Genomic DNA, 12,905 nt, shown 5'->3' with positions numbered 1-12,905 from the left:
CGACCACGACCAGGCGATCGAGCAGGTGGAGGCCGCGCTGGCGATCGGCCGCAGACAACAGGATGCCAACGCGATCGCCCATCAGCTGAACAACCTCGCCATTATCTACCTCGCCCTCGGCCGGTACGACGAAGCCGTGGTGACCGCGACCGAGGCGTTCGAGCAGAGCCACGATGTCCCGGAGGAACGGGTCCGGGCCTACACCCACGACACCCTCGCGCAGGCCGTCGCCAGCAGGGGAGAAGTCGACCGGGCAGCCGTTCACTTCGAGGCATCGGTGACTATCAACCTCACGCTCGGTCAGCCGGCCCCGGCAGCCCGGGGCCTGATCCGCTTGGGCAAGGCGTACCTCTCGGCCGGTGATCAGGCCGCAGCACGGGCAGCCTGGGAGCGGGTCCTGGCGATGGTCGACGAGTACGGCGCGACCCGCTTGCAGGACGGCTATTCGGAGGCCCTGGAGCTCATTGCCGAGCTCGATCGCTCCGCTCAGTAAGGCGGGACGCGGTGGAGCCGTGGCCGGCGAGGAGCCAGATTCCCAGTTGGGTGACCTCGTGGCGGACGGATGCGCCCGCTCTGCGGGTGGTGATCAGCCCGGCTTCCCGCAGTACGGTCGCTTGGTGGCTGGCCGCGGCAGGGGAGATCTGGCAGCGCTTGGCGAGCTCTGTCGTCGTGCAGCTGGTCACCGCGGCTTCTAACGCCGCCGCTCGGGTCGCGCCGAGCAGGGAGCTCAGGGCGTCTGTCGAACTTGCTGTTTCCGAGGTGGTTGGGCGCAGGACGCCCGGCGCGTGCTGGATCGGGTAGACCAGGATCGGCTTCAGCTCGGGGTCGCACAGCTTGGTCGGGACCCGCCAGCAGAACACGGACGGCTGCAGCTCGATGCCGCGGCCTTCCAGGTAGAGGTCGCGGTCGTGCATGTCCAGCACCTGCAGCGTGGGAGCGACCCAGCGGACCCGCGGATGCAGCGTCGACAGCAGCCGGTCGACCCCGTGCCGGACGAGGGCGTCGCCGCGGTGGGCGTGGTCGGCCGACACGTGGGTGCCGATCGACTTCCAGTACGGCGCGATCGCCGCGGCGTGGTACGTCCGGAGGGCCTCGCCGAGCCTGCGCAGCGAGGAAGGCGCGCCCTGGGCGAGCTCCCGGGTCCAGGGTGACACCGGCCGGTACTTGCTGAGCAGGCCCAGCTGGTGGCGGATCTCCTCCGCGGGTGTCGCCAGCACCAGGTCCAGTGCGCTGTCGAAGTCCGGCGCGGGCTCGGCGGGGGTGAGGAAGTCCGGCGAGTAGCCCTTCGGCGGCGTCAGTTCGAGCAGCAGCCGCAGCTGGTCCGGCGCCATCCTGACGCGGACCTGCCGGCGCCAGTCGTCGAACACCAGCCGGCCATCCTGGTGCTGCAGCATGTGCAGGCTGAGCAGGATCTCCCACAGCGTCGCGGGCCTGGTGGAGATGGTGGTGCGCGCGAGGTCGTGCGGCGTGAAGTGGATCCGGAGCACGGTGCCTGCCTCCCCCAGGTCGTCGGTCGCAGGCTGTGGCGGGCTCTTGACCGAACGCGATGACCCCGATTGAAGCAGGTGCGTGTGAAGCCGCACAACCGCTCAGAGCCAGCGGTACTTCTTGAACAGCCGGTAGAGCACCGTGCAGGCGGTCGCCATCACGGCCAGGACCACGTAGTACCCGTACTTCGTCCTCAGCTCCGGCATGTGGTCGAAGTTCATCCCGTAGATGCCCGCGATCATCGTCGGCACGGCGATGATCGCCACCCAGGCGGAGATTCGCCGGACGTCCTCGTTCTCGGCCACCTGTACCTGGGCCAGCCCCGCCTGCAGGATCGAGCTGAGCAGTTCGTCGAACGAGACCACCTGTTCCTTGACCCGGAGCAGGTGATCGTCGACGTCGCGGAAGTAGTTCCTGGTCTCGTCCGAGATCAGCGGGTGCTGCAGGGTCGACAGTGCCCGCATCGGCCCGGCCAGCGGTGCCACCGCCCGCTTCAGCTCCAGCACCTCCCGCTTGAGCTGGTAGACCCGGTCGATGTTGCGCCAGCCGCGCGGGCTGAACATCTCGATCTCGATCTGGTCGATGTCGGCCTGGACCGCGTCCGCGACCTCCAGGTAGGTGTCCACCACCTGGTCGGCGATCGCGTGCAGTACGCCGCCCGGGCCGGCCGCGAGGCGCTTCGGCTCGGCCTCCAGCTTCTGCCGCAGTCCGGTCAGCTCACCGTGATCCCCGTGCCGGACGGTGATCACGAAGCCGGGGCCGCAGAACACCATCACCTCACCGGTCTCGACCACCTCGCTGGTCGCGGTCAGATCCCCGTGCGGCACGAACCGGACGGTCTTCAGGACGGCGAACAGGGTGTCCGCGTAGCGCTCCAGCTTCGGCCGCTGGTGGGCCTCGGTGGCATCCTCGAGCGCCAGCGGGTGGAGGCTGAACTGCTTGCCGATCACGGCCAGCTGGTCCTCGGTCGGCTGGAACAACCCGATCCAGACGAATCCGTCCCCGCGCCGGGCCCGGGTCAGCGCGTCGACGTACGAGGCGACCTTGGAATCCCGGCGGCCGTCGCGGTAGAAGGCCCAGTCGACCAGGGCTCCGTCCAGCCTGCCGCTGCCGACCAGATCGATCAGATCGATCGGGGCGGGATCGGCCCCGGAACGCCGGGAGAAGACACGTCCAACCCGGCGTGTCGCGCTCATGTCCCACTTCCGTCCGGTCATCACCGCGAGGCTATCAACGCGCCGTCACCAGGCGTCGGCAATGATGGAGTGGAAGCAAGCGGAGAGGAACGACGATGACCACCCAGGGCATGCCCTCGATGGACCCCCGGCCGACGGGCCTGACGATCGGCACGTACGACACCTACCGGGAGGCGCAACGAGCAGTCGACTACCTGTCGGACGAGAAGTTCCCGGTCGAGCACACCACCATCGTCGGCAACAACCTGCGTCAGGTGGAGAAGATCACCGGCCGGCTGACCTGGGGCCGCGCGATCACCGCCGGCCTGGCCAGCGGTGCCTGGTTCGGACTGTTCGTCGGGATCCTGCTCGGCATCTTCGCCCCGGACGGTGGCTGGCTGGCGGCGCTGCTGACCGGCCTGGTGCTGGGCGGACTGTTCGGGATGGCGTTCGGCGCGCTCGGCTACGGCCAGCTGCGCGGTGCCCGCGACTTCACCTCGCGGACGTCGGTGGTGGCCACCACGTACGACGTTCTGTGCGACTTCAAGTACGCCGAGGAGGCCCGGAACCACCTGGCCAAACTGGCGCTGAAGGGCGAGGTGGCCCCGCGCCTGCCGGAGCAGTCCAACTAAGCTCTGCCGGACCAACCGGAAGGAGCCAGGATGCAGTTCGGGCGGAGCTATGAGGAATTCGAGGTCGGTGCGGTCTACAAGCACTGGCCCGGCAAGACGGTGACGGAGTACGACGACCACCTGTTCTGCCTGCTCACCATGAACCACCACCCGCTGCACCTGGACACGCACTACGCCGCGGAGACCACCCAGTTCGGCCAGAACGTTGTGGTCGGCAATTACATCTACTCGATCCTGCTCGGCATGTCCGTCCCGGACGTCAGCGGTAAGGCGATCGCCAACCTGGAGATCGAGTCGCTGCGGCACATCGCGCCGACCTTCCACGGCGACACGATCTACGGCGAGACGACCGTCCTGGACAAGTGGGAGTCCAAGTCCAAGGACGATCGCGGCGTCGTCTACGTCGAGACCAAGGGCTACAAGCAGGACGGCACCGTCGTCTGCCTGTTCAAGCGCAAGGTGATGGTCCCGAAGGACTCCTACCTGGAGGCCCGCGGCGGCGAACAACCCGCCCGCCCCACCCCGCTGTCCTGACGTCAGAGGAAGAGTTCGATGACGGGGACGGCGACGTCGGGGCGCTGGATGGGGAGAGTCAGGGTGAGGGTGTTTGGCGGCAGGCCGCCCATGGTCGTGTTCTGGGCGGTTTGATCGGGGTCGCTGACCGTACGCCGAACCTCGGACGCGTCGTGCAGGAGTTGCGCGTACTTCACCTTGTCCGCCATCCCCGGTAGATGCAGGTGGTGCATCGGCCAGGCGAACACGTGCAGGTACAGCCGGTTCCCGCGCTGGGTGTAGCGGCAGTCCTGCGGTGGCGCCAACTCGCTCGGCCCCGCGCCGTAGATCGACCTCCCATGTGACCGGGTCCAGCGACCGAGTTCGGCCAGCGTCGCCAGAGCCCGCGGGTCGAACTCACCCCGCCCGGTCGGTCCGACGTTGAGCAGCAGGTTGCCGTCCTTCGAGACGGAGTCGATCAGCATCCGGATCAGCAGATCGGGGGACTTCCAGTCCAGGTTGTCGCGGTCGTAACCCCAACTGCCGTTGAGGGTCTGACAGGCCTCCCAGAGGACCGGTTGGCCGTCCCGCGTCATCGGGCCGCTCGGCTGGTACTGCTCCGGGGTGACGAAGTCGCCGGGGATGTCGAGCCGGTCGTTGATCAGGATGCCCGGCTGCAACTCGCGCACCATCGCCATCAGCTCCTCGGACCGCCAGTCGTCCTTGCCCTTGCCCGACGGTGTGCCGTCGTCGAACGGGCGGCCGGGGTAGGAGAAGTCGAACCACATGATGTCGATCGGCCCGAACCGGGTCAGCAACTCGCGGACCTGGGCGTGGAGGTAGTCGGCGTACACCTGGATGTTCCGGCCGGCCGACTTCGCCCGGGCCTCGAGGTCGTCGCGCTGCGGGTGCACGGTGTCCACCGGGAACTCGGGATGATGCCAGTCGATCAGCGAGTGGTAGAAGCCGACTCCGAGACCCTCGGCCCGGCAGGCCTCGACGAACGGGCCGACCAGGTCCGCGGCCCACGGCGTACCGGCGACGGTGTAGTCGGACACGTCCGAGTCCCACAGGCAGAAGCCTTCGTGGTGCTTGGTCGTCAGTACGGCGTACCGCATGCCGGCCTCGCGAGCCGCCTTGGCCCAGGCCCGGGGGTCGTACAGGTCGGGCTCGAAGTGGTCGAAGTACGGCTGGTAGTCCTCGTCGGTGAGCCGCTCGCGGTTCTTCACCCACTCGTGGCGCGCGGGCAGCGAGTACAGGCCCCAGTGCACGAAGAGCCCGAAACGCCAGTCCTTGAACTTCGCGACGGAGGCAGCAGCCAGGTCGGTCATCGGTATCCGTTCCTCTTGTGTTTGGCGGTCATCGGCCACCGAGTCCGGTGACGAGCAGACCTCGGACGAGGTGCTTCTGCAGCAGGATGACGAGCAGCACGGTGGGCAGCATGGCCAGGATCGAGGCGGCCATCATCAGGTTCCACTGGGTCCCCTGCTGGCCGACGAACTGGGCCAGTCCGAGCGGCACGGTGCCCTTCTGGTCGACGCTGTTGGTGATGATCAACGGCCAGAGGAAGCTGCCCCAGAAAGCGATGAAGGTGAAGACGGTCAGTACGGCGATGGCCGGCCTCGCCAGCGGCAGCATGATCCGCAGGAACGCTCCGAACGGGCCGCATCCGTCCACCCGCGCAGCCTCCTCGAGCTCCTCCGGAACCGTGAGGAAGAACTGCCGGAGCAGGAAGGTGCCGAACGCGGTGAAGGCCCACGGGAAGATCAGGGCCCAGTAGCTGTCGACCCAGCCGAGGGACTGCATCAGCCAGTACATCGGCACGATCAGGACCTCCTGCGGCACCATCAAGGTGCCGAGGAAGAGCACGAACAGTTGCTCACGGCCCCTGAATCGCAGCCGCGCGAACGCGTACGCCGACAGGCTGGAGGCGACCACCACCACCACGGTCCCGACCACCGCCACGAAGAGGCTGTTCAGGAAGTACCGGCCGAACGGGGCGAACTGGAAAGCGTCCACGTAGTTCCGCCAGCGCACCTCGGAGCCGATCAGGTCCGGCGTCGGGGTGAACACCTCGTCGGCCGGCTTGAGTGAGGTCGCGATGGCGTAGATGAGGGGCGCCATGAAGATCAGCGCGACGATCACCAGCAGGGTGTGCGAGACGCCGCCGCGGACCTTGCGCGCGGTCGAGTTGGTGTCAGACGTCATAGTGCACCCACCGCTTCTGACCGATGAACTGGATCGCGGTGATGCCCATGATGATGACGAACAGCACCCAGCCGGCCGCGGCGGCGAGCCCCATGTTGAGGAACTGCCAGCCCTGGTTGTAGACGTACATCACCAAGGTCTGGGTGGACACGCCCGGCCCGCCCCCGGTGAGGATGAACGGTTGCGCGAACACCTGGAACGAGGTGATCAGCGTCAGCGTGGTGGCGAAGAAGATCGACGGCGTGATCATCGGCCAGGTGATGTACCGGAAGCGTTGCAGCGGGTTCGCGCCGTCGATCGAGGCCGAGTCCAGCTGGGACTGCGGCACCTGGTCCAGCGCGGCCGAGAAGACGAGGAAGTTGTAGCCGAAACCCTGCCAGACCGAGATCGCCACGATCGTCGGCATCGCCCAGCTGGTCGAGCCCAGGAAGTTGGGTGCGTCGGCGCCGAACAGGCTCTGCGATCCGGAGTCGAACAGACCGCCGGGCTGGAGCAGCAGCCGCCAGACCATCACGTTCGCCACCATCGGTGTCATCACCGGGATGAAGAACAGCACCCGGAAGGCCTGCCGTCCCCAGATCTGCGGCCCGAGCCAGACAGCCAGTCCGAGTGACACGATCAGGTTGAGGGGGACGTACAGCACCACGAACAGCGTGGTGTTGAAGATGACCTTGCGGAAGATCGGATCGTTCAGCAGGTGGGTGAAGTTGTCGATGCCGAGAAAGGTGCGCTCGCCGAAGACCGGCCAGTCGAACAGGCTGATCCCGAGCGCCATCGCGGTCGGGAACAGCGTGAACAGGGCGAGACCGGCCAGGCTCGGCCCGAGGAAGATCCAGGCGTACCGGCCGTCCCGCCGCAGCCGGCGCGGCCGTCGCTCCGCCCGGGCGGTACCGGGCGGAGCTTCGGTGCTGGTCGCCGTGGCCATCAGGACCCGGCGCCCGCCTGGTCCTGGACGTTCTTCAGCGCCTGATCCGGTGGCAGTTCGCCGTTCAGTGCCTGCACCCCGAAGTCGAGCAGCAGGTCGGAGGCCTGCACCCAGTTCTTCGAGGTGACCAGCGGGATCGAGTGCTGTGACGCGTACTCGATCGTCTCGCGGGCGCCCTGCAGATTCGCGGCGGTGTACCAGGCGTCGTGGGCCGTGGGTCGCGACGGGTAGGCTCGGCCGGCCGCGGCCAGGTCGGTCAGCGGCTTCTGGCTGGTCATCGACACGATCGCCTGGAACGCCGCGTCCGGGGTCTTGCAGGACCGGGAGATCCCGAAGCCCGAGCCGGCCGTGTAGGTCTTCGATCCGTCCGCCCCGGCCGGCATCGGCGCGATGCCGAGGCTGAACTTGCTCTTGCCCTTCAGGTCGATCAGGGACCACGGTCCGTCCAGCTTCATCGCCGCCTTGCCCGAGATGAAGTTGGTGGTCTCGAAGTCGGTGCCGCCGGCCGGGACCCGCGGGGCGATCTTGTCCTTCACCACCAGGTCGACGTACTGCTGATAGCCGTCGGTGAAGGCGGGATCGGTGAGCGCGAGCTTGTTGTCCTTGAGCGGCTGGGCTCCGGTCGTCGTCAGCACCCACGGCAGGAACGCCAGGTCGCCGGGCGTGGTCACGAACCCGTACTTGCCGCCGGTGCTGAGTTTGGTCGCGGCCGCCTTGAACTCGTCCATCGTCCAGCCCGGTTTCGGCTCGGCGATCCCGGCGGCCTTGAACAGGTCGCGGTTGTAGAAGATCACCATCGGACCCGAGTCGTAGGGGATCGCGATCTGTTTCCCGTCGGACTTGAGGCCGTCCATGATCGGCTTGTCGAAGTCCTCGGCCTTCACGTTGTACTTCGCCATCAGGTCGTCGAGCGGCAGCATCGCGTTCGCGTACGACGCCAGCCGCAGGCTCTGCATGCCGATGATGCACGGGGCCTTACCGCTGGCCAGCGTGGTGCCGATCTTGGACCAGTAGTTCTCCCAGCTGGCACCTTCGAGTTTGACGGTGATGCCGGGATGGTCGGCCTTGGCCTGGTCCGCGACCTTCTGCCAGGCCGCCTGGTCCGCGGTGCCGCCGATCCAGAACTGCCAGGTCAGATCCGCCTGGTCGGCCGAGGCCGCATCGTCGCTGCCGCCGCCGCCACCGCAAGCGGCCACCGTGCCCATCGCCAGGACCGCCAGCGCCGCCACCAGACGGCGCCGGGCCGGACCTCGTAGTCCGTTCATCGTGACCTCCAGGGGAATCCGTCGATTCATCCGATCTATAGGCGGATCAGTCCGGGTCCGTCAACACCTCGTGCATTACGGAAAGTCCTGACATTTTTCGGCGACTGAACCGGATCAGGTGGCCTGAGGGTCGGGTTGCCCCGCCGGACCACGGTGTTTGCGGCCAGAACCTCGACCGTTCGATCGGTGAGAGCTATGGTGCGAGACATCCGATGTATGGCGGGAGGTGTGTGGGCCTTGCGTGTCACCGACGAGGCGATCAACAGCATCAAGCAGATGATCGTCACCGGCGAGCTGCATCCCGGCGACCGGCTGCCCCGGGAGGGCGACCTGGCGGCCCGCCTCGGGTTGTCCCGGAGCTCCCTGCGCGAAGCGGTCAAGGCGCTGGCCCTGATCCGCGTTCTCGACGTACGGCAGGGCGACGGCACCTACGTCACCAGCCTGGACCCGGCGCTGCTGCTGGAGACGATGGGCTTCGTCCTGGATCTCCACCAGGACGCGTCGGTGCTGGAGTTCTTCGAGGTCCGGCGGATCCTCGAGCCGGCCGCGGCGGCCCGGGCCGCGGTCCGGATGAGCGCCGGCGAGATCGACGTACTGCGCAAACTGCTGGAGGATCTCGGCCCGGCGCCCTCGGTGGAGGACCTGCTCGCCAGCGATGTCGAGTTCCACCGGCTGATCGCGGTCGGCAGCGGCAACCGCGCCCTCGCCTCGATCATCGACAGCCTGCGCCAGCCCACCTACCGGGCCCGGATCTGGCGCGGCCTGACCCAGTCCGACGCGGTCGAGCGGACGCTGGCCGAGCACCACGCGATCCTGGACGCGATCGAGCGCTCCGAGCCGGACGTGGCCCGCTCCTGGGCGACGGTCCACATCGCCGGCGTCGAACGCTGGATCTCCGCGGCCCTGGGATCAGTCGAGGCCGGCGGTGAACCGCTCCATCGCGATCAGGGGCCGGACCCGGCGGGCGACGTCGCCGGTGCTGAAGTTGCGGCGGATCAGGTCGCCGGCGAAGACGTTGCCGATGGCACCCATCACCATCGCCTGGTCCAGCGAGAGGTAGCGCTTGGCGATCAACCCTGACTTCACCGCCACCGAGTCGTAGAACCCGCCGGCGCCGTACGCGTGCAGGTTCGACTCGATCCGCGCGAGGTTCCGCAGCGCCTGCCGCGGCGCGTACTGCATCGCGAGGAAGGCGGCGTGCGGCGTGACCACGCCATCGCCGTACGTCGGGTTGGGGTTCGTGCCCTCCCGGCATCCCGCGAAGCCGTTGTCGTAGTTCGTCGCCTCCAGGTCGGAGGGATAACCACCCGGGTCCATCCCGATCGCGTCCACGCCGTAGACGGAGTACCCGCCCTTCGGGTTGCTCGCGGGGGAGAAGCCCCAATACCCGTACTTCGCGTCGTCGAGCCCGTGTTCGATGTGGGCTCGCACTGTGAGCGGGTGGTTGAGTCCCCAGCTGCGGGGTGCCCAGGTCGACTCGGGGATGAACAGGTCGGGCATCAGCGACTCGAACATGTCGCCGCCCCAGGACGGCACGAGCCGCATGCCGCGGTAGGAGTAGCTGCCTTCGAACACGTCGATGCCCAGGTACGTGCGGTGCACGCCGACCGGCCTCTGCTCCACCCAGGACCAGTCGCAGGAGTCCGGGAAGGTCCGGTAGGTGGCGAAGTACTGCTCCGGTGGGACCTCGCCGCGGGAGATGCCGATGTACGGCGCGATCCGGGCCTCGGTGTTGCAGGTGTCGTAGTGGAACTTGCGGTAGTACACGTCCGGACCGGTGCCGGCGTGGTTGCCCTTGTCGGTCTCCTCGTCCGGCGGCGGGGTCTCGAAGAAGCCGCCGCGCATCAGCCCTGCCCCGACCCCGGGCCGGGCATCGGGGTTGTAGTAGTAGGCGAAATTCATCTTGCTGAGCAAGGAATCCGCCAGTCGGCGGGCGCGCGGCTCGGCGTTGCGGACCACCATCAGTCCGGCCGCGAACCACCCGTTGTCCACGCTGGAGACGAACGGAGTGATCGGCTTCGTCCCGTCCGGATCGACGTACCGGACCTCACCAGTGGCTTCGTCGTACCAGTTGAAGTACATGCCGCTCGGGTCGTGGTGGTCGACCCTCGACATCGTTGTGAGGGTCTGGGTGATCCGCCGGAGCGACTCGTGGGGCGAGATGATGCCGAGCTCGCGGGCGACCACTGTGCTCCAGAGGTACCCACCGATGTTCGTCGGGGAGGTGTAGTTGCTGCGGACGGGACTGCTGACGGATTCGCCGATGTTGTCGGCGGGCAGGCCGGTCGTCTCGTCCGTCATCGCGACGATGCTGCGCCAGGTGTCCCGGGCCCAGCGGCCGACCAGGGCCTTGTCCTGGCGACTTGGCTTCCACCCTTGTCTGAGGAGCTCACCCGGGCTGGGCGTCCCGGCGTACGAGGTGCTGCTCGCGGCCGCAGTACCGATCAGGGCGGCGGAGCCGCTGGCTGCAAGTAAGGTGCGTCGGCTGATGTTGGCGGTCATCTGAGCCTCCAGTAGTTATTTGAATCCGGTCATGGCGATGCCCCGGGTGACGTGGCGCTGGAAGACCAGGAAGATCACCAATACCGGTACGACGACCACGACCGCGCCGGCCATCAACAGGCCGAAGTTCTGCGCGTTCTGTCCGGTCGAGTACAGGGCGAGCGCTACGGGGAGCGTGTACTTGTCCTCGGTCTGGGCGATCACCAGCGGCCAGAGGAAGTTGTTCCAGGAACCGAGGAAGGTGAGGATGGCGAGGGTGGCCAGGGCGGGTTTGGTGAGCGGGAGCATGATCCGGGCGAAGATGCCGAGCTCGCTGGTGCCGTCCACCCGGCCGGCGTCCATCAGGTCGTCGGGCAGCCCGGAGAAGAACTGCCGCATCAGGAAGACGCCGAACGGCGAGACCAGGAACGGCAGGATCAGGCCGGGATAGCTGTTCGCCAGCCCGGCGTTGGTGACGAGCACGAACAGCGGGACGAAGGTGACGACGCCCGGCACCATCAGGGTGCCCATCACCAGGATGAACAGCCCGGTCCGGCCGCGGAAGCGCAGTTTGGCCAGGGCGTAGCCGACCATCGAGCAGAAGATCACGTTGCCGGCTGTCACCGCCAGCGCGACCACGGCCGAGTTGAGGAAGTACCGCGGGAAGTTGGCCTTGCTGAACAGGTCGTCGTAGTTCTGCGTGGTAGGTGCCTCGGGCAACCAGGTCGGCGGCACCTGGAGCAGCTCGCCCTGGGTCTTGAAGCTGCCGAGGAACATCCACACGAACGGTGCGGCCACCGCGACCAGGCCGAGGATCGCGATCAGGTAGATCCACCAGGTGCGCCTCATCACTTCTCCCTCAGCAGCCGGAACTGGAGGAAGGTGATGACCGCGATCACGACGAACAGCAGGTAGCTCATCGACGTGGCCAGCCCGTAGTTGCCGAAGCCGAACTGCTGGTAGGTGTACATCGACACCGACAACGTGCTGTTCAGCGGACCGCCCTGGGTCATCACCAGTGGCTCCTCGAAGAACTGCAGGTAGCCGATCCCGGTGGTGACGCTGGTGAACAGGATGGTCGGCCTGAGCAGCGGCAGGATCAGGTACCGGAACCGTTGCCAGGCGCTCGCACCGTCGAGCTGACCGGCCTCCTCGACGCTCTGCGGGATGGCCTGCAGCCCGGCGAGGAAGATGATCATCGGGGCGCCGAAGTTGCGCCAGATCGCCATCACGATCAGCGACGGCATCGCCCACGTCTTCGATGCCAGCCAGTTCGGGCCGTCGATGCCGACCCAGGACAGCACCGTGTTCAGCAGGCCGGAGTCCGGTGCCAGTACGAACCGCCAGATCACCGCGATCGCGACGATCGAGGTGATCACCGGCAGGTAGTAGGCGACCTTGAACAAGCTGGCGAACTTCTTCACGCCACGGTCCAGCAGCACTGCCGCCGCCAGCGCCGCGGTCAGGGTCAACGGCACCCCGATCACGACGAAGTACGCCGTGTTGAACGCGGCCTTGCGGAACGTCTCGTCGGACAGCGCCTTCACATAGTTGTCGAGCCCCACCCCGTTCACCGCCAGCGGTGTCCGGAGGTCCCGCTGCTTCATGTCCGTGAAGCTCATCCCGAGCGAACCGAGCACCGGCCCGGCGGTGAACGCGAGGAAAAGGACCACGAACGGCAGCGTCAGAATCCAGGCGGCGGCGGTCTGGTGGTTGAGCGAACCGCGGCGCCGGACCGGTGGCCGGTCGCGCGGCCGGGTCCGGGCAGGCGGGTCCTGCAGCGTGGCGGAGGACATCGGCGATCAGCTACCGGTACCGATCGACGAGGCCTTGGTCTGGATCGCCTTCGCGGTGTCCGCGGGGGACTGGCCGGCCTTGGCCATCTTCTCCACCTCGGTGTCGAAGGCGGTCGCGACCTGCTCCCAGTTCACGATCGCCGGGGGCGCCTTCGCATCCTCGAGCTGCTTGCCGAAGATCGGCAGCAGCTGGTCCGAGGCGATGCTCGGGTCCTCCCACGCGCTCTTCACCGCGGGCAGATCGGTGGACAGCTTGAACCACTCCGCCTGGGTCTTCGCGTCGGAGAGGAACTTCACCAGCTGCCAGGCGCTGTCCTTGTTCTTGCTGTTCTTGAAGACCACGAAGTTGCTGCCGCCGACGAACGAGGTCGAGGTCTTGTTCTTCGGCATCTCGAAGACGCCGATGTTGTCCTTCATCTTGGCGCCGCCGAGCTTCGCGATCG

At 67.3% G+C, this 12,905-nt stretch carries 13 protein-coding genes and 1 pseudogene; 4 read left to right on the top strand and 10 right to left on the bottom strand.

Annotated features, from left to right (window positions below):
• On the top strand, positions 1-493 hold a 493-nt coding region (locus VFG33_RS07275), incomplete at its 5' end, for a tetratricopeptide repeat protein (RefSeq protein ID WP_325023725.1).
• Here the strand turns inward: VFG33_RS07275 and VFG33_RS07270 are convergent.
• Together VFG33_RS07270 and VFG33_RS07265 are read right to left on the bottom strand one after the other, a co-directional pair.
• Positions 462-1,487 (bottom strand): helix-turn-helix domain-containing protein, encoded by a 1,026-nt coding sequence (locus tag VFG33_RS07270; protein WP_325023724.1) that lies wholly within the window; start codon positions 1,485-1,487, stop codon positions 462-464. The genes VFG33_RS07275 and VFG33_RS07270 overlap by 32 nt on opposite strands.
• A gap of 102 nt (positions 1,488-1,589) precedes the next feature.
• A complete protein-coding gene (locus VFG33_RS07265; RefSeq protein ID WP_325023722.1) occupies positions 1,590-2,705 on the bottom strand; it encodes a magnesium and cobalt transport protein CorA in 1,116 nt (371 codons plus the stop codon).
• Positions 2,706-2,779: 74 nt separating this feature from the next.
• Here VFG33_RS07265 and VFG33_RS07260 point away from each other — a divergent pair, with 74 nt between their 5' ends.
• The gene (locus tag VFG33_RS07260) at positions 2,780-3,295 is read left to right on the top strand and encodes a YflT domain-containing protein (protein ID WP_325023720.1); all 516 of its coding nucleotides are present in this window, start codon (positions 2,780-2,782) and stop codon (positions 3,293-3,295) included.
• Between the two features lie 30 nt (positions 3,296-3,325).
• Positions 3,326-3,829: a MaoC family dehydratase gene (locus tag VFG33_RS07255; RefSeq protein WP_325023718.1), complete on the top strand. Its 504-nt coding sequence runs from the start codon at positions 3,326-3,328 to the stop codon at positions 3,827-3,829.
• Between the two features lie 2 nt (positions 3,830-3,831).
• Here VFG33_RS07255 and VFG33_RS07250 read toward each other — a convergent pair whose 3' ends face one another.
• The 4 genes from VFG33_RS07250 to VFG33_RS07235 are packed head-to-tail and all read right to left on the bottom strand — an operon-like array spanning position 3,832 to position 8,185.
• The gene (locus VFG33_RS07250) at positions 3,832-5,118 is read right to left on the bottom strand and encodes an alpha-L-fucosidase (protein WP_325023716.1); all 1,287 of its coding nucleotides are present in this window, start codon (positions 5,116-5,118) and stop codon (positions 3,832-3,834) included.
• Positions 5,119-5,146: 28 nt separating this feature from the next.
• Entirely contained in the window at positions 5,147-5,995 is an 849-nt protein-coding gene (locus VFG33_RS07245; protein WP_325023714.1) for a carbohydrate ABC transporter permease, read from the bottom strand.
• The gene (locus VFG33_RS07240; RefSeq protein ID WP_325023712.1) at positions 5,985-6,920 is read right to left on the bottom strand and encodes a carbohydrate ABC transporter permease; all 936 of its coding nucleotides are present in this window, start codon (positions 6,918-6,920) and stop codon (positions 5,985-5,987) included. The genes VFG33_RS07245 and VFG33_RS07240 overlap by 11 nt, the downstream gene beginning before the upstream one ends.
• The gene (locus VFG33_RS07235; RefSeq protein WP_325023710.1) at positions 6,920-8,185 is read right to left on the bottom strand and encodes an ABC transporter substrate-binding protein; all 1,266 of its coding nucleotides are present in this window, start codon (positions 8,183-8,185) and stop codon (positions 6,920-6,922) included. The genes VFG33_RS07240 and VFG33_RS07235 overlap by 1 nt, the downstream gene beginning before the upstream one ends.
• Before the next feature lie 195 nt (positions 8,186-8,380).
• Here VFG33_RS07235 and VFG33_RS07230 point away from each other — a divergent pair.
• A pseudogene (locus VFG33_RS07230) lies at positions 8,381-9,049 on the top strand (FadR/GntR family transcriptional regulator); the annotation flags it as partial.
• A 45-nt stretch (positions 9,050-9,094) separates the two neighbouring features.
• Here VFG33_RS07230 and VFG33_RS07225 read toward each other — a convergent pair.
• The 4 genes from VFG33_RS07225 to VFG33_RS07210 form a co-directional block, all read right to left on the bottom strand.
• The gene (locus tag VFG33_RS07225; protein ID WP_325023708.1) at positions 9,095-10,687 is read right to left on the bottom strand and encodes a glucoamylase family protein; all 1,593 of its coding nucleotides are present in this window, start codon (positions 10,685-10,687) and stop codon (positions 9,095-9,097) included.
• A gap of 15 nt (positions 10,688-10,702) precedes the next feature.
• Positions 10,703-11,515, bottom strand: a complete 813-nt coding sequence (locus VFG33_RS07220; protein WP_325023706.1) for a carbohydrate ABC transporter permease — start codon at positions 11,513-11,515, stop codon at positions 10,703-10,705.
• Positions 11,515-12,462: a carbohydrate ABC transporter permease gene (locus tag VFG33_RS07215; RefSeq protein ID WP_325023704.1), complete on the bottom strand. Its 948-nt coding sequence runs from the start codon at positions 12,460-12,462 to the stop codon at positions 11,515-11,517. Before VFG33_RS07215 ends, VFG33_RS07220 begins: the two co-directional genes overlap by 1 nt.
• Positions 12,463-12,468: 6 nt before the next feature.
• On the bottom strand, positions 12,469-12,905 hold a 437-nt coding region (locus VFG33_RS07210; protein WP_325023702.1), incomplete at its 5' end, for an extracellular solute-binding protein.

This window comes from Kribbella sp. (assembly GCF_035687465.1).
GTDB lineage: Bacteria > Actinomycetota > Actinomycetes > Propionibacteriales > Kribbellaceae > Kribbella.
Note: the sequence above shows the minus strand (reverse complement) of the source record. Positions and strands in the feature narration are given on the sequence as shown.